The organism is Mucilaginibacter sp. P2_A4, from assembly GCF_056405015.1.
Genome location: NZ_JBFUCX010000001.1, coordinates 408,423 through 430,626 on the forward strand (window position 1 = coordinate 408,423; position 22,204 = coordinate 430,626).

Annotated in this window: 23 protein-coding genes; 19 read left to right on the forward strand and 4 right to left on the reverse strand. The window is 38.7% G+C overall.

What is annotated here, in order from left to right; translation table 11 throughout:
* The first annotated feature begins 1 nt into the window (after position 1).
* Together AC1DYB_RS01475 and AC1DYB_RS01480 are read left to right on the forward strand one after the other, a co-directional pair.
* Positions 2-1,204: an O-antigen ligase family protein gene (locus AC1DYB_RS01475; protein WP_477431830.1), complete on the forward strand. Its 1,203-nt coding sequence runs from the start codon at positions 2-4 to the stop codon at positions 1,202-1,204.
* Between the two features lie 31 nt (positions 1,205-1,235).
* On the forward strand, positions 1,236-1,955 hold the full coding sequence (locus AC1DYB_RS01480; protein WP_477431832.1) for a glycosyltransferase family 2 protein: 720 nt from the start codon (positions 1,236-1,238) through the stop codon (positions 1,953-1,955).
* 22 nt (positions 1,956-1,977) lie between these two features.
* On the opposite strand, the gene AC1DYB_RS01485 is transcribed toward AC1DYB_RS01480, so the two are convergent.
* Entirely contained in the window at positions 1,978-2,811 is an 834-nt protein-coding gene (locus AC1DYB_RS01485; protein WP_477431834.1) for a 2OG-Fe(II) oxygenase, read from the reverse strand.
* A 192-nt stretch (positions 2,812-3,003) separates the two neighbouring features.
* On the opposite strand from AC1DYB_RS01485, the gene AC1DYB_RS01490 reads away from it, so the two are divergent.
* The 6 genes from AC1DYB_RS01490 to AC1DYB_RS01515 all read left to right on the forward strand — a co-directional run bounded on the left by AC1DYB_RS01490 (position 3,004) and on the right by AC1DYB_RS01515 (position 10,866).
* Positions 3,004-3,912 carry a glycosyltransferase family 2 protein gene (locus AC1DYB_RS01490; protein WP_477431836.1) on the forward strand — a complete coding sequence of 303 codons (909 nt, stop codon included), beginning with the start codon at positions 3,004-3,006 and terminating at the stop codon, positions 3,910-3,912.
* Positions 3,913-4,364: 452 nt separating this feature from the next.
* Entirely contained in the window at positions 4,365-5,714 is a 1,350-nt protein-coding gene (locus AC1DYB_RS01495) for a sugar transferase (protein ID WP_477431838.1), read from the forward strand.
* Between the two features lie 322 nt (positions 5,715-6,036).
* Positions 6,037-7,119, forward strand: a complete 1,083-nt coding sequence (locus AC1DYB_RS01500; protein WP_477431840.1) for a sensor histidine kinase — start codon at positions 6,037-6,039, stop codon at positions 7,117-7,119.
* Positions 7,116-7,814: a LytR/AlgR family response regulator transcription factor gene (locus AC1DYB_RS01505; RefSeq protein WP_477431842.1), complete on the forward strand. Its 699-nt coding sequence runs from the start codon at positions 7,116-7,118 to the stop codon at positions 7,812-7,814. The genes AC1DYB_RS01500 and AC1DYB_RS01505 overlap by 4 nt, the downstream gene beginning before the upstream one ends.
* A 139-nt stretch (positions 7,815-7,953) precedes the next feature.
* On the forward strand, positions 7,954-9,681 hold the full coding sequence (locus tag AC1DYB_RS01510) for a CocE/NonD family hydrolase (RefSeq protein ID WP_477431844.1): 1,728 nt from the start codon (positions 7,954-7,956) through the stop codon (positions 9,679-9,681).
* A gap of 153 nt (positions 9,682-9,834) precedes the next feature.
* A complete protein-coding gene (locus tag AC1DYB_RS01515) occupies positions 9,835-10,866 on the forward strand; it encodes a class I fructose-bisphosphate aldolase (RefSeq protein ID WP_477431846.1) in 1,032 nt (343 codons plus the stop codon).
* On the opposite strand, the gene AC1DYB_RS01520 is transcribed toward AC1DYB_RS01515, so the two are convergent.
* Positions 10,863-11,270, reverse strand: coding sequence for a DUF6855 family protein (locus AC1DYB_RS01520; protein WP_477431848.1), 408 nt, complete (start codon positions 11,268-11,270; stop codon positions 10,863-10,865). The two genes, AC1DYB_RS01515 and AC1DYB_RS01520, sit on opposite strands and share 4 nt — an antisense overlap.
* A gap of 305 nt (positions 11,271-11,575) precedes the next feature.
* Between AC1DYB_RS01520 and AC1DYB_RS01525 the strand changes: the two genes are divergently transcribed.
* From AC1DYB_RS01525 to AC1DYB_RS01545, 5 genes are all read left to right on the forward strand, one after another.
* Positions 11,576-12,478 (forward strand): AraC family transcriptional regulator, encoded by a 903-nt coding sequence (locus tag AC1DYB_RS01525; protein WP_295715752.1) that lies wholly within the window; start codon positions 11,576-11,578, stop codon positions 12,476-12,478.
* Between the two features lie 47 nt (positions 12,479-12,525).
* On the forward strand, positions 12,526-13,050 hold the full coding sequence (locus AC1DYB_RS01530) for a hypothetical protein (RefSeq protein ID WP_477431850.1): 525 nt from the start codon (positions 12,526-12,528) through the stop codon (positions 13,048-13,050).
* A 125-nt stretch (positions 13,051-13,175) separates the two neighbouring features.
* On the forward strand, positions 13,176-13,586 hold the full coding sequence (locus AC1DYB_RS01535; RefSeq protein WP_295715755.1) for a cytochrome c maturation protein CcmE domain-containing protein: 411 nt from the start codon (positions 13,176-13,178) through the stop codon (positions 13,584-13,586).
* Between the two features lie 10 nt (positions 13,587-13,596).
* Positions 13,597-16,059 carry a cytochrome c biogenesis protein CcsA gene (gene ccsA, locus AC1DYB_RS01540; protein WP_477431852.1) on the forward strand — a complete coding sequence of 821 codons (2,463 nt, stop codon included), beginning with the start codon at positions 13,597-13,599 and terminating at the stop codon, positions 16,057-16,059.
* Positions 16,060-16,069: 10 nt separating this feature from the next.
* On the forward strand, positions 16,070-16,792 hold the full coding sequence (locus AC1DYB_RS01545; protein ID WP_477431854.1) for a phytanoyl-CoA dioxygenase family protein: 723 nt from the start codon (positions 16,070-16,072) through the stop codon (positions 16,790-16,792).
* A gap of 33 nt (positions 16,793-16,825) precedes the next feature.
* On the opposite strand, the gene AC1DYB_RS01550 is transcribed toward AC1DYB_RS01545, so the two are convergent.
* The gene (locus tag AC1DYB_RS01550; protein ID WP_477431856.1) at positions 16,826-17,542 is read right to left on the reverse strand and encodes a hypothetical protein; all 717 of its coding nucleotides are present in this window, start codon (positions 17,540-17,542) and stop codon (positions 16,826-16,828) included.
* Positions 17,543-17,565: 23 nt separating this feature from the next.
* Positions 17,566-18,489, reverse strand: a complete 924-nt coding sequence (locus AC1DYB_RS01555) for an alpha/beta fold hydrolase (RefSeq protein ID WP_477431858.1) — start codon at positions 18,487-18,489, stop codon at positions 17,566-17,568.
* A gap of 80 nt (positions 18,490-18,569) precedes the next feature.
* Here AC1DYB_RS01555 and AC1DYB_RS01560 point away from each other — a divergent pair, with 80 nt between their 5' ends.
* The 6 genes from AC1DYB_RS01560 (at position 18,570) to AC1DYB_RS01585 (ending at position 22,180) form a co-directional block, all read left to right on the forward strand.
* Positions 18,570-19,352 carry a Rossmann-like and DUF2520 domain-containing protein gene (locus AC1DYB_RS01560; protein ID WP_477431860.1) on the forward strand — a complete coding sequence of 261 codons (783 nt, stop codon included), beginning with the start codon at positions 18,570-18,572 and terminating at the stop codon, positions 19,350-19,352.
* Positions 19,353-19,371: 19 nt separating this feature from the next.
* Positions 19,372-19,704, forward strand: a complete 333-nt coding sequence (locus AC1DYB_RS01565; RefSeq protein WP_295715767.1) for a 2Fe-2S iron-sulfur cluster-binding protein — start codon at positions 19,372-19,374, stop codon at positions 19,702-19,704.
* 157 nt (positions 19,705-19,861) lie between these two features.
* Positions 19,862-20,104: a Fe-S cluster assembly protein IscX gene (iscX, locus tag AC1DYB_RS01570; RefSeq protein WP_295715768.1), complete on the forward strand. Its 243-nt coding sequence runs from the start codon at positions 19,862-19,864 to the stop codon at positions 20,102-20,104.
* 124 nt (positions 20,105-20,228) lie between these two features.
* A complete protein-coding gene (locus AC1DYB_RS01575) occupies positions 20,229-20,750 on the forward strand; it encodes a KdsC family phosphatase (RefSeq protein WP_477399898.1) in 522 nt (173 codons plus the stop codon).
* A 127-nt stretch (positions 20,751-20,877) separates the two neighbouring features.
* Complete coding sequence (locus tag AC1DYB_RS01580; RefSeq protein ID WP_477431863.1) at positions 20,878-21,447, forward strand: Maf family nucleotide pyrophosphatase; 570 nt, start codon at positions 20,878-20,880, stop codon at positions 21,445-21,447.
* A gap of 64 nt (positions 21,448-21,511) precedes the next feature.
* Positions 21,512-22,180 (forward strand): DUF4136 domain-containing protein, encoded by a 669-nt coding sequence (locus AC1DYB_RS01585; RefSeq protein WP_477431865.1) that lies wholly within the window; start codon positions 21,512-21,514, stop codon positions 22,178-22,180.
* Positions 22,181-22,204: the final 24 nt, after the last annotated feature.

A 22,204-nucleotide genomic window follows, 5' to 3' on the forward strand; every position in this document is an offset into this window, starting at 1 on the left:
AATGGAAAATTTAAGGGCAGATAAAACTAAAAAGCGATTCCTCTCTTTTATATTCACATGTGTGTTTTTAGAACTTTTTCTGGGCGGAACAGGGCGCTTAATAGAATTGAATTCAGTTTTAACACTCCGAATGTGCCTGTTCGCTGGTTATATGATATTGATCGGATTATATTTTCTATTAGAATGTCCCTTACCTAAACAAGTTATTTTCATAATAAGTCTCTTTCTCTTTTTAAGTACGTTTGGCGCATTAATTGGTTTTATGAATGGGGCAAATTTTTCAGCTGTATTTGAAGATATTAAGCCGCTACTCAATATTTTTCTGTTGTGTTATTTGTCTTATTATATAAAGAATGTACAGGACATCAGGTATCTTTTAAAGCTAATAAAAATATCTTCTGTATTGTTGGTAGTAATGCATTTAGTGCTCTATTATATTTTTTTAAGATATTCAGATATTGCAATGCTGTATTCTGCACTGAGTTCTGATTCTGGTGATAATAGTAGTACGATCTTTTTTTTCAAAGGAGACAATGGTTTTGTCAACTACACAGGCGATCTTTATTTGTGTGTAGGTTTTATAGTTTGGGATCAATATCACAAAAACTCATTGTTAAAATATATTGTGTTAGCGTTCCTTATTATAGCAATAATTCTTACAGGAACGAGAGGATTGATATTTGCTTTGGCAGGGGCGTATCTTATTAAATGGCTGATCCTGAAAATTAATTATAGGTCTTTGGTCTACATTGTTTTAGGAGGAGTTTTAGTAGTTGCGGCTTTTTTGCAGATAAGAAATTCCATTGGCGATAAAGATGAAAGTGATCAGATAAGATATGATACAATACAGCAGGTTGTTGATAATATTAATCCTGTTTCTATTTTAATTGGCCACGGATTTGGTATTGGTGTACCAATTAGACCGGTGCATATGGAAATATCATATCTTGAGATCTTCCATAAGCAGGGGATTTTAGGACTATTTTATTATCTGTCCTTATTTGTTATTTCTTATTTAGAATATAAAAAAACAAACGTTGAGAATAAAATAGGGTTTTTTATGTTTGTTATCTTTGTTTACTTTTTATCTTGTACCAATCCCTATATTAATCATCCATTAGGAATTTCAATAATTTCTGTTGCAATTATTTGTATGATTAAACTTAATGGTTTCAAAGATCAACGCGAATTGATATCCCAGTAGCAAAACAAAAATGAGTAATGTTAGTGTATGTATGGCAACATACAACGGTGAAAAATACATTCATCAGCAAGTGGTTAGCATAATTGAACAACTTGGTAATGATGATGAATTGATAGTGAGCGATGATGGCTCAACAGATAGAACATTGAAGATCTTAAATGAATTTGATGATAAGCGGATAAAAATTATCTTCAATAAAAATAAAAAAGGACCGATTGGAAATTTCGAAAATGCTATACGCACTTCCAATGGGCAATACATTTTTTTAGCAGACCAGGACGATGTATGGTTTGATAATAAAATAGAAGTAATGGTTGCTTGTCTGCAGCAATATGATGTTGTTAATTGCGATTGCCAGGTTGTAGATAACGCCTTAAATGTAATTTGTCCTTCATATTTTAACTATATAAATTCAGGACTTGGATTTATAAAAAATTTGAGGACCAATACCTACATGGGTAACTGTATGGCATTTAAACGAAATGTGTTAGAAATAGCATTGCCTTTTCCAGATAACATTCCAAATCACGACTTATGGCTGGGGGTAGCTGCGGATTTATTCTACAAACCATACTTTTTGCCTGAAATTTTAGGACTGCATCGCAGGCACGAAAACAATGCATCAAACACATTTGATATAAAGTTTAAAACATCGTTTTGGAAAAAAATAAACAAGAGACTAATATTGTTTTATCATTTACCCAAACTATTTATCCGATACTTAATTCATACAAAGAAAGAGGTGGTTTAAGCCACCTCTTTCTTTGTATGAATTATTGCTCATCTTTCTTTTTATAAACATGCGGGTTTTCAACAACTCCCTTTTTAAATACCTTTCTTAATCCCATTCTAACAGTACTATCAACTCTTAATATCAAATCAACAGTCTTTTGCTCCGGTCGCCCTCTGAATGAAGTCACATGAAACTCATCAGAGCTTAATAATGGCTCTTTTGAAAAATAATAATTAGATACGCAGCATCTAATCCTATCAATTTGTACAGGGCTTACAGAATGCCAGGATCCCTGGTGAGTAGCCATAATGGCTAAACGATTAAATTTACTGTGGATAGTTATTTGTTCGCCTTTAACACCATTCGGCCAGAGTTCAAGATTTCCGCCATTTTTTTGATCCCAGTCGGGCGTTACGTAATAGAGTAAATTTAAAACCCGCCATAAGTTTCTGTCCTTATCATGAGAGTTATCCAAATGAGGATTTAAGTAATTTTCGTGTCCCATCATTGAAATGCCACCTGCATATAAATTACTATCTGGCAATGGATTTTCGATTTTGCAAATTTGTCCTATCAGCGTAACTATTCTCTCATCTTGAAAAGCATAAATAATTTCTTCCAAAACAGGGTCATATTCATCCATTTGAGCCGCGATATATTTAAACTCCCTTAAACTCCTTTTCAAAGTGGTTTGTTCTGGTTTCGGAAATCTTTCATAAATATATTTTGCTATCACTTCTGGTAATAAATTGTCAATGAAAAAATAACCAATTTTATTTTCCGACTCATTAAACTGTTTTTTTATAGCCAATTCTTCAATTTGTAACTTCGAATAAATCAAATCTGCAAGCTCTTTTCTGTTTATACTTTCCATATGTTAGTAAAATATTCTAATTACCTTCAACTCGTTAAAATAATTATGAGTTGTTTTGTAGCGTTTAATTATTTAATAGCAATTTATTATGAGGGCAAATTTATTAAAACTAAGTATATTAATGATATTATATACTGAGGGGATTAATTTCACTGCTGCCATATATGTATATTGCAAAATTATATAAAACCTTTGAAAATCGCTTTATTAATTCCTACGCTCAATGCCGGTGAGGCATGGCTTCAAACTCTTGAAAGTATTCGTCATCAAACTTGTGCGATTTCAAACAAAATAATTGTTGATTCCGGATCAAAAGATAATACAATTGCACTTTCCAAACAATTTGAATTTCACATAAAAGAAATTGATAAAAGTGAATTTAATCACGGCAAAACCAGGCAACAGCTTACTGATTTGTCGGGCGAATCGGATATTTGCATTTTTTTAACGCAGGATGCAATTTTGGCATCACCAGATAGTATAGCTAATATCGTTAGGGTATTTGATGATCCCCAAATAGGTATGGCATATGGAAGGCAACTTCCACACAAAAACGCTCAGCCACTTGAAATTCATGCTCGGTTATTCAATTATCCGGCTGAGTCAAATATTCGTTCATTTGATGAAAAGGATAGTATGGGTTTTAAAGTTTTCTTTTGCTCCAACTCTTTTGCCGCATATCGTAAAAGTGCATTAGTAGCAGTTGGAGGCTTTCCCTCTGAGTCAATAATGGGTGAAGATGCCATAGTAGCAGCGAAGATGTTGTCGGAGGGATTCAAAAAGGCTTACGTTGCTAATGCTACCGTTTATCATTCACATAGTTATACCCTTACAGAGGAATTTAAAAGGTATTTTGATACGCGGGTTTTTCATGAACAAAATAAATGGCTGATAGAAAACTATGGTAAACCAACCGGCGAAGGCATAAAGTTCATGAAATCGGAATTAAAATATGTTTTTAAAAATGATGTGACGGTTGTTTTCAAGTCAATCGCATCGCTTGGTGCAAAGTGGCTGGGGTATAAGGCCGGCGGGTTTTACAAACAAATTCCGCATCGGTTTTTGATAAAATTATCCATGCATAAGCATTACTGGAAGTAAAATTTAATTTTTTCTACAGGGCTTTACCAATCACCAATATGCTTAAAATCTCAAAATAAGCTAATTTCCGATTCCTCATCAATAGCCACTAAAAATGGGAAGCCTTAGGAATTAACATCAAAAATAAAACAGGAATATTCTTTGATGAGCAACCTGCAGAGTCAATCTAATCGGCTGTTGAGTGGTTTGATGTTAATTCAATGGTATTTAATTATAACGAAATTGTTACGCATGCATCTGCATTTTCTACAGCCCGGTTCAAAACAAGCCGCTTATTTATATTCAAGGTAAACTGGATATAGCTAACTGTATTAATGAAAAAAAAATAAAAAATAATTAATCTTCGATTGTAGCGTTTAGAACTTATTGTTCGTATTGGTATCATGTTGTTATTTATTTCTGTTTAATTCATATTCTTAATAGGAAATAATTATATTTGCAAACCCTTATCCATGAAAATACGCTACTCTCGATTTCTACCGCTCGTTACTTTTGTAAGCGATTTAATAATATTAAATATCGCGCTTCAAGTAGCCCATTTAGTGATTTTTAATTACTATTCATCCGAAATACAATCTGCAAATTTTATCTTATTAGTTAATTTGGCCTGGGTTTCTATAGCTTCAGTAACAAAAAACTATGTTATTAGCAGGCCTCTTGTATTGAGTGAAAATATCAGTAAGTTTCTGTCTTCCCTTATATACCACTTAGTTATGGTGCTTGGAGTTATATATTTTTTCAAGTTGTATGAGGTTAGTCGATGGGAAATGAGTGTTACCTATATCTTATTTTTTACGTTTACAATTGTAGAGCGCTCATTGATATTTTACATCCTGGACTATATCAGAAAAAAAGGGTACAACAGGCGTCATGTACTTCTTGTAGGTAATCAATCTATTGCCAATCGGTTAATAAAGTCTTTCTCAAAACATCCGGAATATGGCTATTATTTTGTTGATCTGATTTCTGAAGAAATGCTTCAGGAAATGTCTGATGAAATACTGCTTGAAAAGATGTTGGATAAAAACCCTGATGAAGTGTTTGTATGCTACAAATACCTGGATCAATCCTTGTTGAAAAAGATGGTTGATCTGGGCGATCAGAACTCTATCAAGATCAAATTGGTTTCTGATCTTGTACTGGATAATAATTTTGCCAAAATTGTTAACTATGAAAACCTTCCTGTAATACAGCTTTCATATAATCCTGAACTTAGTTTAAAGGTTGTATTTTTAAAACGAAGTTTTGATATCCTGTTTTCTCTGTTGGTTATGGTAATTGGATTCCCGATTTTTTTGATGTTATATATAATTACGAAATTAACTTCAAAGGGCCCCGCTTTTTTCTGCCAGGAAAGAATTGGTAAAGACCGCCAGCCTTTTAAAATTTATAAATTCAGGAGCATGTTTATAAATTCGGAGTTATTAGGCCCGCAATTGTCTACCGATAATGATCCGCGTATTACTAAATGGGGGAGAATTTTGCGCAGATCAAGGTTGGATGAACTACCGCAGTTTTGGAATGTTTTAAAAGGCGATATGTCTGTTGTTGGCCCAAGACCTGAACGCCAGTTTTTTATAGAACAACTTATATTAAAATCGCCCAATTACAAAAAGTTATTGCGTCTTAAACCAGGACTTACTTCATACGGGCAAGTGAATTATGGCTATGCAGAAAATATTGATCAAATGCGTCACCGGGTTCGTTATGATTTAATCTATCTAAGAAATATATCATTCAATAATGATGTGGGTATAATTTTAAAAACTTTAAAGGTGATGGTACAGCTTAAAGGCAAATAATATTAAACCTATTTTATGTGGGCTACTTTTTTAATCAATTAGTAGCCCATTTATATTTGCGCCTTTTTTTGCTAACCTAATTTCCTTAAAACCTAATCCCTGTTTCTCCGGGTATAAAGATTATCTTAGGCTCACTGAGCTTATATTTCCGCACTTTTTCTTTACTCATTTACCTGAAGTACCTCATGATCGGTAAGCTTTAAATTCTGCTGATGGTAAAATAACTTCACTCATCCCCAAATACCCGCACTCCTGTATTTTCTCTTTATATTACCAAATAGATTTTGTTGGTTTGTTTTGTTAACCAGGCATACAATTAAAATTGAAACCGAATAAAAACATATCGCTTTACTGGAAATGTCAGCTAATTGGCTGGTCATTGGCAGGGTTGTTCTGGGCATTTTCTGCGTGGATGCAGGTACAGGATGCCCCACCACACAGGGGCTTTAGTTTTCAATTGGCATTTCTTCATTTTATATTGGATATTGTTATTGGGATAGCAGTTACGCATACTTATTACCTATTTGCTCATAAGTTTAATTGGGTACAATTAAAGTTGAAAAGCATGCCTGCAAAGCTTATTTTGGCAGTGTTTGTTATGGGGCTTGTATACATGTTCCTGGTGATTATTAAGTTGTATGTGCTTCGCTATTATTTTAGCTATAATTTTAATGAAACTTTTTTCCGCTTTTTAAAGCAAAACTACCTCATCGTTTTGGCGAGTGGTATCAGGCTGATGGCAATTTGGGTGTTGGCATTTCATCTTTACCATTATGCTGTAATGGAAATTGATACAGCCAAAGAGTATGCCCGCCTGGAGGTAGTGGCCCGCGAAGCTCAATTACAGCACCTGGCGGCACAGCTTAATCCACATTTCTTTTTCAACTCGCTCAACAGTGTTAAAGCACTCATCAGTACCAACCCGGTAAAAGCCCGGAGAGCGATAGACCTGCTATCAGATTTATTGCGCAATTCACTGTACAGGCAAAATACCGATCTTATCTCTTTACATGACGAAATGAGTTTGGTAAACGACTATCTGGAACTGGAGAAGATCCGCTTTGAAGAACGATTGCAGTTCACTATAGCTATTGACGAATTTCCGGATACCTGTTCAATCCTTCCCTTAAGCGTTCAAACTTTGGTGGAGAATGCCATCAAGCATGGTATAGCGCTTCAAAAACATGGTGGCCGAATTATTATTGCCGTAAAAAAGCAGGAGGGTTGTATTAGGATAAGCGTCCAAAATCCCGGGAGGTTAAACTGTGCTGTAGAAACCAATGGACTTGGGTTGAAAAATCTTAGAGAACGTTTACTGCTACAATATTCAAACAAAGCATCGCTCAATTTAACAGAATTACCTGGCGACGGCGTTTTATCAACCATCACAATTCCGCTGTCATGAAAAAGATAAAAGTGATCATAGTGGATGATGAACGCCTGGCGCGTGATGAAATTAAACAGGCGCTGTTCAGCTACCCGGAAATAGAGGTTTTGGGTGAAGCCGGGAATGCCGACGAGGCCAGGCTTCTAATAGAAAAAAATAACCCGCAACTGATATTCCTGGATGTTCAAATGCCCGGAGCATCTGGGTTCGACTTACTGGAAATGTTGGATAATGTACCCGAGGTTATTTTTACTACCGCTTTTGATCAATACGCTGTTAAAGCATTCGATACAAATGCGCTTGACTACCTGGTAAAGCCAATCCGTGAGGAGCGTTTTGCAAAGGCCATGCAAAAGGTAAAGGACAGGTTGAGCGCAGAACCGGTCAATCAGCAGATATTTATTAAAGACGGCAACAAGTGTTACTTTGTTAATCCGGCTGATATTTATCTCATTGAATCGTTGGATAATTACGCGGTGTTGTATTTTGGCAGTAACAAGGCTTTTCTGAAGCGTTCACTCAATCAGCTGGAAGATAAGCTGGACCCGGCGGTGTTCTTCCGGATAAACCGTGCGCAAATCATCAACACAGTATTTATCGCTCAGGTTAACAGGTTGCCCGGTGGTAAGTTAAATATAAAGTTAAAAACAGGCCAATTGCTGGAAGTGTCCGACAGGCAATCAGTAAAATTTAAAACTTTGAACAGGCTGTAGAAAAGCGGCAAGCCTAAGGCCGAAAGTTTTGTAAGTATATAAATTAAATAAATTAATCAACATAAGAATGCCAGGCAGCATGAAAGCAAATTTGTAAACTTTCTGTTTTAAGCCCTCGGCTTTAGCTAAAAAAAATATCATGAAAAAATTAATGCTGTTGCTGGCTTTTATAAGCCGGTGTGTAACTCTTTTTGCCCAAAATGCACCCCAGGCGGATAGCCAGCGGTATATTATTAACGATAGCGTATTTATCAAAACGCTACAAGGACATACGCTTTCGGCAGTGGTGGTGCGCAAGCGCGATGTGATTGGTAAGCAACCGGCCGCTTTGTTTGTGTTCATTTATTCGGATACTAAAAGAAGCCTGGCCGAAGCCAAATATGCCGCCGACCATGGGTACGTAGGCATTGTGGCCGATGTACGCGGTAAACGCCTAAGCCCCGAAGATGTGGCTCCCTACGAGCACGATGCCGAAGATGTTTACGAAATAATTGACTGGGTAAGTAAACAACCCTGGAGCAACGGAAAGGTGGGCATGTATGGTGGCAGTTATTCGGGTTTTGCGCAATGGGCGGGGTTGAAGTATAAAGTTCACCCTGCGCTTAAAACTATTGTGCCCTATGTTTCGGCTATACCAGGGATGGGCCTGCCGATGGAGAATAATGTGTTCCTGAACGCCAATTATGGCTGGGCGTTCTACGTTACTAATAACAAATATTTAGATACCGCTACCTATAACAACCGGCAGCGCTGGGACGATCTGAATGATAACTGGTATAATAGTGGTGCATCATACCGTAAAATTGATAGTGTTGACCATGCACCCAACAAATGGCTGCAACGCTGGCTAAAGCATCCCGGTTTTGATAGGTACTGGCAATCTATGATCCCTTTTGGAAAAGAATATGCTAAGATCAACATCCCGGTGCTGGCTTTTGATGGGTATTATGATGACGGGCAGACATCGGGCCTGTACTATCTGCGGCAATTGGCTAAATATAACCCCAGGGCCAATTATTATTTGGTACTGGGTCCATACGATCATTTTGGTGCGCAAAGGGGAGGGGAAGCCAATCTGCGTGATTACAAGGTTGATTCTGTGGCGCTCATCAACACCAAAGAGATCACCTTTCAATGGTTTGATTATATCATGAAAAATGGTAAAAAACCTGCCATAGTCAAAGACCGGATCAATTACGAAGTAATGGGGGCCAACCGATGGGATCATGCACCATCGCTGGAGAAAATGCACCAAAGCATGGTGAAGCTGTATCTCAGCAATGTTAAAAAGGACGATCAGTTTAAACTTTCGGCACAAAAGCCGGCACAATTGGCCTGCCTTGAACAGGAAGTTGATTTTGCCGACCGCAAAAGCATGAATAGTTTCGCCTATCCATATCCTATTGTCCAAAAAGATATTTACAGCAACGGATTTACGTTCATAAGTGATAGTTTAAAGCAGCCTCTTATTGTTAACGGTGCATTCATTGGTCAGCTCACTGTTGCTATCAATAAAAAAGACTTTGATTATAGCGTAGTGCTGTATGAAATGATGCCCAACGGCGAGTATTTTGAGCTCAGCTATTATGTTGGCCGGGCAAGTTATGCCGGGGATATCACCAATCGTAAATTATTACAACCGGGAAAAATGACGGCTATCCCGTTTTCAAACACCAAGGTGGTGAGCCGTCAGTTGCGCAAAGGCAGCCGGCTGTTGGTTGTTGTCAACGTAAATAAAAATCGCTTTTGCCAAATCAATTATGGTACCGGGAAAGATGTTAGTGATGAAAGCATTGCCGATGCCAAAACACCTTTAAAAGTGAAGTGGTATAACCGTAGTTATATAGAGGTGCCAGTATCAAAGTGATAAGAAAGGAAATATAAAGCAAAGAAATTGCGATGATGTGTTAGATGTGGGGGTAACCGATTTTGTGAAAAAATAATTGCCAATATTATTTCGTTTTCAAAACAAGAGGCCAGCTATCTGTGTTCACTTACTACCTGCTTAACACATTTTATTATGGATAATTCAACACTTAAAAGTATCGCGCAGCGATTGATGGCCGATAATAAAGGCCTGCTGGCGATGGATGAAAGCATCCCCACCTGTAACAAACGATTTGCTGAATTAGGGATCCCTCAAACCGAGGAATACCGGCGTAAGTACCGGGATCTTATTGTAAACACGCAGGGATTGGGCGAGTATTTAAGTGGGGCAATCCTGTTTGATGAAACCATTAAGCAAAGCACAACTGATGGTACGCTGTTTATTGATATTTTAAAACGGAACGGGATTATTCCAGGTATTAAAGTTGATGAAGGTGCCATACCAATGGCGGGTTTCCCGGGAGAAAAGATAACCGAGGGCCTGGATGGCTTGCACGAAAGGCTAAAGGCATATTACGATATGGGGGCTCGCTTTGCTAAATGGAGGGCAGTTATTACCATAGGTGATGATATACCTTCTACGGCGTGCATTAAGGCGAATGCTTATACCCTGGCACGTTATGCTATTCTTTGCCAGGAAACGGGTTTGGTACCCATTGTTGAACCAGAGGTGGTAATGAATGGTAATCATTCATTAGCGCAATGTGCTTCTGTAACCACCGAAGTGCTGCATGCCGTTTTTAACGCATTATACCAGCAGCGTGTTGAGCTGGAAGGTATGATCCTGAAACCCAACATGATTTTGCCCGGTGAAGACAGTACCGAAAAGCCAAGCTTGGATGAGGTTGCCGAAGCTACTATAAAATGTTTTTTAAGAACCGTGCCAGCCACGGTGCCGGGTATCGCGTTTTTATCTGGTGGTCAGTCTGCCCAATTGGCTTCAGAACGGCTGAACAGGATGCATACCCATTTTGGCGATATTATGCCCTGGGCACTTACCTTTTCATTTTCAAGAGCAATACAACAGCCCGCACTGGAATTGTGGGGAGGTAACGACGAAAATATTGCAGCAGCGCAGCAGGCTTTGTTGCATCGTGCGGCCTGCAATAGTGCCGCTAAAATGGGGCAATATACAGCAGCAATGGAAACGGTGAGCCAGCCCTAAATCGCTCTCATTTTATTGCCTTTGGGTTCGTGCGTAACTTCGGCAAGCCCCAAAGCCTCCATCAATGGCGGAATGTACGTGCCGAAACGCCCGCGGAGGCCCTTCTTTAATCCATACCAACCGCCCACGGGGTTTGTTTCTGAACGGCCCCAGGCTTCTACTGTGCCTTCTTTGGCGGGCTTTTGCTCGTCGGCGCTGCCAAGTTCCATCCAATCGCCATGAGATTTTAACATGGCATGAAGGTCATGGAGGCATTGATAATCATAATGCAAAACAGTTTTGCCAACAGTACACACCAGAATTTCTTTGCCATCTTTTACATCGGTGTGCATAGTAAATGCTGATGATAAAGGAGGCGTTTTTAATGCCAGGGGATTTTCTTTTGTGCCGATTTGATCTTTCATATTTTACTGATTAACTCATTAAGCGGTTGCTATAAATATACTTTTTTTAATAAAGAAATCTTCAAATGATAAAAGGTTTTACTGGGGAATTTAAAGTGCTGTTTTAACACATAAAGGGGCTGTTGATGGACTATTCAACTATTAAAAAAAATAAAATGAAGCGATTTTGGCATAATGATATGTACAATTCTTAATTTGTAATGAATGATCACTTTTACAATTTTATTTATCTATAATAGTACTGCATATAGCTGGTAATATGTTTGTGTTTATGTATTATCCAAGTGCAAACCAATTATAAATTTATGAGTAACGGCTTTAAAAGACGAGATGGCTTTATTGGAGAAAAGCTGATAAATATTCCTTTAAAAGTATTGGATGATGCCAAGACTAAAGAGCCAGAACTTTTCCCGGTTTACATTACCCAAATTGGATATTTTCCAAAAGCAAGTTTTCATTACCGCGAACGCCGTAAAGGATGTGAGGATAATATACTAATTTATTGCCTGCAGGGGAAAGGGCATTATATACTGGATGATAAACGGTACGAGGTTAACAGTAACCAGTTTGTTATTATTCCGGCTACGGATAAGTATATGCGCTATTGGGCTGATAATGAGGATCCATGGACTATTTACTGGGTGCATTACACCGGGGCTGGTATTGATGCTTTTAACCGGGCACTCAACCTCTGCATTACAAACGGGCCCTTATTGATCCCTTTTAATGAGAAAGCCTTAGAAATTTGGCAATACATATATCAAACCCTTGAAATGGGTTACAGCATTGAAAACTTGTGTAATGCCAACTTTTGCCTCTATCATTTTATTGCTACTTTTTTGTTTCCTCATCGTAAGATTAAAAACAATACAGAAAGTGGGGAGGATGTTATTACCAAAACCATTCACCGTATGCGCAATAACATTGATAAAAAATTTACTGTGGAGGAGATGGCTGCAAGTCATAGTTTATCGGTATCGCACTTTTCAAACCTTTTTCGTAAAGCCACCGGAATGCCGCCTATTGATTATTTTATCCATATTAAAATGCAAAAAGCCTGCCAGTTGTTATACACAAATGGCGATAAGATAAGAGATATAGCTACAGGGCTGGGCTATGATGATCCGTATTACTTTTCGCGCATTTTTAAAAAATACATCGGCTCATCGCCAGAGCAGTACAGGTTAAATGTTAAAAATATAAGTTGATTTTAAAGCAGGCGGTTTATAATTATATTGCCAGCAAAATATATCCCTTGAACAAACACGAAAGGAAAATAAGCGAAAGAAGAGTTAGGTGGAAAAAGCAGGAGTTTGGAGAGAAGTTATTTCAATGGAGTGTTTGGCCAGGGCTGGTGATTTTTATCATTATCGCCATATATCCTGACCGCCAATGCAACTTTACTTTTATTGATTACAAAATCCCTTTATTCGGCAGCGTAATAGCCGGAATGATTGTAGCTGCTATTGTTAACTTTAACCGTAAAAATAGCTTTTACCTGTTTATTCCGTTCGCTATGCTTTTTGCTGCAGTGTTCTTTTTCTGCAACACAACCTTTGCTGATAAAAAAGATATTGTAGTTAAAGAAATTATCAACGTAAAACATCACAGGTATGGAAGATCTGGTCCTCATGTTGAAATTAAGCATGGCGACTTTATAAAGAATATTCCTGCCGTTAGCAATGAAGAGGTAGATAGTTCATCGTATGTTATACTTAGGCTGAACAAAGGCTTATTTAACTATTACCTCATCAAAGATTGGAAATTGGTGAAAGATTAAGCATTATTTTAGTCAAAAAGTGACTTGTTAAGAATGGTTCTAAATAAAACATATCACTTGTAATAAACATTATTAGCTATCTGTTTTGTATTTTTGCATTTGTATTAATTTTATATAAACCGCAAATGAAAAAAAGTTCAATTTTTGGCCTTGTTGTTATAGCCATTGCTATAGCGGTTATCATTAGTGTATACTCCAATTCAAGCACTTATGGTTCTTTTGGCGATGCCACAAAAACCAACAGCGAATTGCATATTGTAGGGCACCTCAATAAATCAAAAGAGTTGTTTTACGATGCCACTAAGGATGCCAATTACTTTTCGTTTTACATGAAGGATAATAAGGGAGAGGAACGTAAAGTTATTTTTACCGGTACCAAGCCCGAAGATTTTGAACGGAGCGAGCAGCTAGTGCTTACCGGTGCCATGGTTGGCAACGAGTTTCACGCATCAAAGATCCTGATGAAATGCCCATCAAAATACACCCAGGATAAAATAGAAGTTACAGAAGTTAAGGCTAAACAGGCCAGTATATAAAACCATTTTAATGGATACAGTTTTTAAAGGTGAACACCTTTTACCGGGCCAGATTGGTCAATTTTTTATCGTTCTTTCTTTCGGAGCCGCACTTTTATCTTGCATCAGTTATTATTTTGCTACTACCGAAGATGCCGGGAAACTGGATAGCGTTTGGAAAAAACTTGGCCGCATAGGCTTTTTTATTAATACAGCTTCTATTTTAGGGATAGGCTCCTGCCTGTTTTTCCTTATCTACAAGCACTATTTTGAGTACCATTACTCCTGGGCTTATACCTCACGCTCTTTGCCTTATTATTATATCATATCTGCCTTTTGGAATGGGCAGGAGGGTGGCTTTTTGCTTTGGTTATTTTGGCAGGCGGTTTTAGGCGTTATACTTATCTTCAGGGCCAAATCATGGGAAGGGCCGGTTATGACAGTTGTGGCGCTATCGCAGGTAATGCTGGCCACAATGATTTTGGGTGTTGAAATACTGGGCCAGCGAATAGGTAGTTCGCCATTCTTGCTGCTGAGGCAATCAATGGAAGCTCCCATTTTCTCGAACCCCAATTACCTTGAGTTTATAAAGGATGGGCAGGGCATGGTGCCATCCCTGCAAAATTACTGGATGATCATTCACCCGCCAACGTTATTCCTGGGCTTTGCATCAATGGTAGTGCCGTTTGCTTATGCAATTGCAGGATTATGGCAAAAGAAATATAAAGAATGGATTCAACCTGCTATACCTTATGCATTGTTTGCCTGTATGATATTAGGCACCGGTGTGGTAATGGGTTCGTTCTGGGCTTATGAGTCACTTAACTTTGGTGGTTTTTGGGCATGGGACCCGGTAGAGAATGCTTCTATTTTCCCCTGGATAACCCTGGTGGCCGCGGTTCACGTACTTGTTGTTTATAAAAACACAGGCCATTCCTACTTTACAGCTACGTTTTTAGTTTTGGTAAGCTTTGTGCTGGTTTGGTACTCATCGTTCCTTAACCGCAGCGGTATTTTGGGCGATACATCTGTACACTCTTTTACCGATCTGGGCATGTTTTGGCAGCTGGTTATAGGCATTATGTTATTCCTGGTACTATCGGTAGTGTTGCTGGTGCGCAGGTGGAAAGAACTGCCTATCACCAAAAAAGACGAAGAAACCTACAGCCGTGAATTCTGGATGTTTGTTGGCGCTGTATTTTTGGGCCTTTCGTGTTTCCATCTGTTGGTGGTAACCTCGGTACCGGTTTGGAACGCTATATTCCATACCAAAATGGCGCCGCCATCAGATATCAAAAACCATTACAACGTTATTCAGTCGTCTTTTGTGTTTGTAATAACTTTGCTAACCGGCTTTACCCAGTTTTTAAAGTACAAAAAAACAGATGTTACCCGGTTTTTTATCACCACCGGTATTTACCTGTTTTTTGCAGCTTTGGTTACAGCGCTTATTGTTTACGCTTCGGGCGTTTACAAACTTAACATTGTGTTTGTATTGGTAATGTGGGGTTCGGTTTATTCGGTAATAGCTAATGCTAAAGTATTGGCAGATGCCTTTAAAGGTAAGTTTAAACTGGCCGGATCTGCGGTTGCGCATATAGGTTTTGGCTTGCTGATGGTAGGCGCGCTGATATCTGCAGGTACCAGCACCGTAATATCTATAAACAATACTGGCGAAGGTTTTTCCCAGGATTTTGCCAAAGAGCAAAACCCACGTGAAAATATAACGGTGTATCGCAATCAGCCTCAAAAAATGGGCGATTATATGGTGACCTATATCGGCGATTCCATATCATCTCCAAATCACTTTTTTAAGATCAATTATAAAAAAGTGGATGCCAGCGGTAAAGTAACCGAAGAGTTTACCTTGAAACCAAAGGTACAGGTAAATAAAGGTCAGCTGGCATCTTCGCCGGATACAAGGCACTATTTACTGCATGACATGTATACGCACATCACCATGACTAATGCCATCACGGCAACAGAGGGTGGTAGCGAGAGCGCCGACGCCGCTCATGATGCAGATAACGATGATAAGAACTATGATGCTCCTGTGGCTCATGATGTTGCTCCTGGTGACACCATTAAATACCGCGACGGATATATAGTGCTAAAAGCCCTTAACAAAGAAGCCAAAGTGCAAAATATACCACTTACCGATAGCGACGTAGCTATTGGCGCCGACCTTGAAATTGTATCTAACGGTAAAAAATATAGTGCAAGGCCGGTTTATATGATTAAAAACGGTAACGTATTTGATTTTGCCCGTAAGGTTGATGATGCAGGTTTAAAATTGCGTTTCAGCAAGGTAATACCCGAAACTAAAAAGGTACAGATCATTGTTTTTCAACAGCCGGAAAGCAAGAAGAAATTTGTGGTGATGAAAGCTATACAGTTTCCTTACATCAACTTCTTTTGGGCCGGTACTATTATTATGGTGATAGGTTTCTTTTTATCCATACTTCGCAGAAACAAGGAACTGAAGACGGTTTAAGTGTTATTGGATGGATAACCGTTTAATATCGCATCATAAAAATATATTGCATGATGGTTTTACCATTATAAATAACGTTTACAACGATGCCGAACTTAGGGGCATCCTTGATGTTATAGCGTCGGCAGATCAATCAAACCCGGCATTTAGAAAAACGGAAGATTTGTTTGCCATAAGGCAGTTTTTAAAGGAATTACCGCAGGTAGTTCCTTTAATTTTTAACAGCAATTTAAAAACGCTTATTCATGCGTTGTTTGATAGCAACTACTTTGTTGTAAAATCCATCTACTTTGATAAGCCCGAATTAAGTAATTGGTTTGTATCCTGGCAGCAGGATTTGACCATTTTGGTTGATAAAAAGGCCGATATCCTGGGCTATGGTCCATGGACGGTAAAGCAGAACCAGTTTGGCGTGCAGCCGCCCTTAGATATACTCCAAGATAACTTCACTATTCGTATTCATTTAGATGACACAGACCAGGATAACGGCGCTTTAAAGGTGATCCCCGGATCGCACAAAAAGGGCGTTTATCGCCCCGAAACCATCAACTGGGCTGCGGAAACAGAAACAACCTGTAATGTAAAAGCCAGCGGCGTAATGGTTATGCGTCCGCTATTGCTCCATGCATCAAACAGAACTACCAATAATAAAAAGAGGAGGGTAGTGCATATTGAATTTAGCAAGGCTGAGTTGGCAGAAGGATTGGGTTGGGGTGAGAGGGAAGTGATATAGTAAAAAATATTGTTAACTCCTGGCGAGATTATCTTACTCGTTAACCCCTTGTTTAACATATTTTATACCTGCACTAATAAAAAACCTTTTTAGTATATCATATTTTTGGTTACATATTATGCCTATACCTATATTGTTTGATTGAGAAGAATAGTCATGGCAATGAAAACAGATGTCAATGTGGTCAATTACTTTGCCTTTTTTGTTAAGAAAGATTAAGGAATTACGTGGCTCAAAACACGATCTGAGATGGCTTGTAATATAGCCCATCTTTTTTTGATAATCGGTGTTAAAAATGATATTTGTTAGCTGATTAATTTGGTCTTGGTTTAATATTTTATATTCAAGTAATGTAGAGTAATCTAATTTGTTTTTAATGATTACTAAGCCTTTTTGTTGTTGTTTCTCTTTATAAGTGAAGGTTTTTGTGGGATGTAAAGTATCTGAAAATTGCGACGGATCTGGTTCAAGGTAATACAAATATGATACAGCTAATATTTTAGCAGCTTTTGAATATGGATACTTTTTTAAGCGCTGAGCAATGGTGTACTGATAAGTAAAGGTGCAATTATCGTATTCGGGTTTCCACCGTTTATATAGTTCATCCCGTTTATGGTATTCTGCTGCTAATTTTGAATACTGATTTTTATGCTTAACCAGCCTGCTGGTATCAGCTGCAGATGTACCTGCATGGCTATAACAGTGCAGCCCTATCAACAAAAACAAGCAAGACAATAGTTTAGGTTTCATTTGGTTAAGTTACCAAAATGAAGTTATTCCTGCTTTAAAAATGAAAGTATCTTCGCGTTCACCGTATCTGGTTTCTCCAGGAAAGGCAAATGCCCGGCATCAGTAATCGGGAAAAAATCCACTTTCAATACACTGCGGATAGAATCGCTGAAGCGGAATGGTACTGTTTTGTCATCCTTGCCCCAGATTAACAATACTGATTTATTGGCACTGTTGAGGCAAGCGTTACTCTCGCGGCCACCTTCGTTATAGTCATATAGGGTTGATACCAGGGCGTTCCTAAAGCCTTTATATTTCATTTGTGGCAGATAAAGCTCTTCCCATCCCGGATGTTGTTTGGGGTATTTAAAATCAGTAACCTGCCCTCTTGCCCGCTCCTTTGAATTTACAGCCTCGTTGTATATCGTTACATATTTGGGAGCATTAGGCTTTCTGTTTTCGTAAGCCGGATCAATAAGTATAACTTTGTTGATCAAATCGGGATGTTTGCAGGTAAAGTTGGTAACAATTTTGCCACCGAAAGATACACCGGCCAAATTGATTTTGCCCTGAAGCTTTAACTGTTTAATAAGGTCAAATAACTGGGTATCGTATAGTTCTTTATTATAAATAACAGCAGGTCTGTCAGAGTAACCCCTACCGTAGGTGTCATACCGTAATACTTTATAGCCTTTATTAACAAGGTATTCATAGGTGCCATCCCATATATAATAGGGAACGCTAAAGCCATGAACAAGTATAACAACTTCGCCATTCTGGGGGCCTTTAAGCTCGTAATGAGTAATGCCCTGGCTTAGTTTGATAAAGCTGCCTGCAATATTTTTACGGTCGGCATCGGTTAAAGTTTTTTCCTCTTTATTGTTATATTCATAAAAACAATATAATATCAAAAAGGCTGCACCGAACAGAAATATTACAATTATTATACTTACTTTAAGTATTTTCATAGAGTATTAGATGATGATTACTAAAATACACAAATATTTAATCGGATTTAGCTGATTAACAGTTTAATTGTAAAATTAATATGCGCATAACAATTATAGGATCGGGCAACGTGGCAACACATATGGCGGCAGCTTTTAAAAATGCCGGTCACCGTATCGTACAGGTTTATAGCCCTAATATGCACAATGCGGCGTTGTTAGCTTATCATGTAGGAGCTGCAGCCATAGATGAAATCAGTAATATCGACCCAAACACAGATATATTTATTATCGCGATTAAAGATGATGCGATAGCCCAGACTGCCGAAGCATTAGCATCATATCAAAAACTAATAGTGCACACCTCCGGTTCAACAGGTATAGATGTGCTGTTGACTCATACTAATAAGGCCGGAGTACTTTATCCCCTTCAAACTTTTAGCAAAACCCGCGAAGTTGATTTTGCCACTGTTCCGTTGTGCATTGAAGCTGCAAATGATGATATATATACTGATTTAGAGCAACTTGCAGCTACTGTAAGCAATAATATTTATAGCATTAACTCATCAGGGCGCAGAATATTGCACCTGGCAGCAGTGTTTGCCTGTAATTTTCCGAATTACTTATATGGAGTGGCTCAACAGCTGCTTACTGATCATGAATTAGACTTCAATTTACTACGGCCACTGATATTGGAGACCGCCCAAAAGGTGCAGCAACAATCACCTGTGGCCGTACAAACTGGTCCGGCGGTTCGTAATGATCAAACAACCATGGATGAGCATCTGCAAATGCTTGTTAATAAACCCCAGTTACAGGATATATATGCTTTATTGAGTCAGGGTATTATCAAAAACAATAATGGTGAGCCCGGGGATAAGTAATTTTGTTACTTTTGCCTAAATGAACATTTTTAAAGTAAAGATAAATTTCGAGGAAAAAGGGCACGAAGCCATTGAGCTGCCAATAGCCGAGGGAGAATCTGTATTGGACGTATGCCTGGAGAATGGCATAGAACTACAGCATAATTGCGGCGGAGTTTGTGGGTGTAGTACCTGCCACGTTTACGTTAACAAAGGAATGGATAACATCCAGGAAATTTCTGATAAAGAAGAGGATTTTATTGACAGGGCAGTTAACCCTCGCATCAGCTCTCGCCTGGGTTGCCAGTGTGTAATTGTTGACGGCGATATAGAGGTTACCCTGCCAGATCAATCACAATTCCTTGGCCATTAAGAAATTTTAGAACAGCCCGGAAAGCCGGAAACGGTTTTGCACAGAACGCGCTATGCGGCAAGAGCAATAATTACGGGATGCCTTTAATGTGTCATTAAAACAGAGATAAATACCAAATATAACGTATAGCTTAATATTAAGCGTATAACACAAGAAAATGAGCGAGAACAGATTTGCCCTACCAATTCACTGGAATGATTACGAGGATATTGCTATTGAACTTTACGAAAAGTTTGGTGCCGAATTTGACGAATCAAAAATATACAGGATTCGTTTTACTGAGTTATTGGAGTGGGTGCTAAGCCTGCCCAACTTTGCCGGTACAAAAGCCGAATCAAACGAAGGCCACCTGGAGCAAATTCAATCGGCCTGGGTATATGAGTGGCGGGATAATCAATAGTCCTGTTTACAGAAAATAGTTAGCAGTTATTAGTTAAAAGTTAGCGTAATCTCCCGGCGTAGTCGTTTCAGAAAATTAATCTGAATGGCCGGTGTAATTAAAATAAAATCAGTGTAATCCTCCAATGGAATCATTCCTGAATAAGTTAAAAGATATAACCACATTTATTTTTGATGTGGATGGTGTACTTACCGATGGTTCTGTTTTTGTAACAGATAGCGGCGAGCAAAGCAGGGCCTTTAATATAAAGGATGGTTATGCCCTGCAGTTGGCTGTTAAATGCGGTTATAATGTTTGCGCCATATCTGGCAGCAGATCAAAGAGTGCTATATACCGTTTAAATAGTTTAGGTATCCAGGATGTTTATATGGGTACACATACCAAATCGCAGCGGTTTAAGGTTTACTTGGAAGAGAAGGCCATTATAGCTACCAATGTTTTATACATGGGCGATGATATCCCCGATTTGGAAGTAATGAAACTTGCCGGCTTACCTGTTTGCCCGGCCGATGCGGTTGAAGAGATAAAAGCAGTAAGTGCTTACGTATCTCCTTACGGCGGCGGTAAAGGCTGCGCCCGCGACATCATTGAAAAAGTACTAAAAGTACAGGACAAGTGGATGAGCGAAGAGGCCTACAGCTGGTAGCTTAAGTAAAAAGTAAAAAAGTAGAAGTTCAAAGTCCTTGGTCGAAAAAAAAGTCCTTTGTCCATAAATCTTTGCTCCTTGCTCAAAAAAAATCCTTTGTCCCAAAATCTATAAATCTTTGCTCACAATGAATATTCCCAAAATCATTCTAGCATCTAAATCGCCTCGCAGGCAGGAGTTGTTGAGGTTAATGGATATGGATTTTGAGGTAGTATTAAAGGATGTGGATGAATCATATCCCGAAGGTTTAACACCCCAGGAAGTTGCAGTTTATATTGCCCGCAAAAAGGCTGAGGCTTTTGATGAAACAATAGGGGATGAGGTAGTGCTTACTGCCGATACTATTGTTTGCGTTGAGGGCCAGATATTAGGTAAGCCCGAAACAGCAGCGCACGCTATCGAAATGCTGCAAATGCTATCTGGCAAAGTGCACCTGGTTATTACCGGTGTATGTCTTTTATATAAACATAAGTATAATAGTTTTTTTGATGTATCAGAAGTATTTTTTCGGAAGTTGAGCCTTGAGGAGATCACCAGTTACGTGACCGAATATAGCCCGCTTGATAAGGCCGGTTCATACGGCATACAGGAGCGTATAGGCCTTATAGGTATCGAAAAAATATATGGCTCATATACCAATGTAGTAGGCCTGCCAACCGAGAAATTATACGCCCAGTTAATTAATTTAAATAAATAATATTTAAATTAAACCTTTCATTTCTCCATAGTCTAACAACAAAAAATAAGGGAGTAAATTTATCATGAAAAGAACTATTAACATGGGGCTGGTAATGTTGCTGGTATCAGCCCTGTCTGCTTGCAGCAGTTACAACTATTACACCGCAGCCCGTAACAAAACCGATCTGTCAACCTATCGCACATTTGCCTGGTTACCGCCCGATGTTCAAACTAACAAAGCCGGGGCCGTAGTGAAAAAAGAGATTGGTGATGAAGCCGTAAAAGCTGCAACCATCACCGCGTTACAAAACAAGGGTTTAAAATTACAGGAAACCGATCCCGATCTGTTGGTAAGTTATTCAACAATAACCGGCAGGGGCGTGAAAAATGAATTTTATCCATCCTATTATGGTGGCCTGTATTCTGGCTTTGGCTGGGGCGGTTTTGGCTGGGGTTACCGTTCATTTTACGGTGGGTTTGGCGGCTGGGGCTTTCCTTATTACGGAGGCTATTATGGTGGATACTATGGCGGCGGTGTTGTTGCCCGTGTACCCTATAAAGAAGGCACCCTGATCATTGATATTATTGATCGTAACAAGCGCACACTGGTGTGGCGTGGCTTTGGTGTAGGTGAGCTACACAATCCCAAAACAACACTTAAAGAATTGCCAAAGGTTGTTAACGGCATATTGCAGCAATTGCAATTAAACCAGGTTAATCGCCAACCGGTTTTAGATACCAAAAAAGTTTAAGATATTTTATTCCTCCTGCAAGCA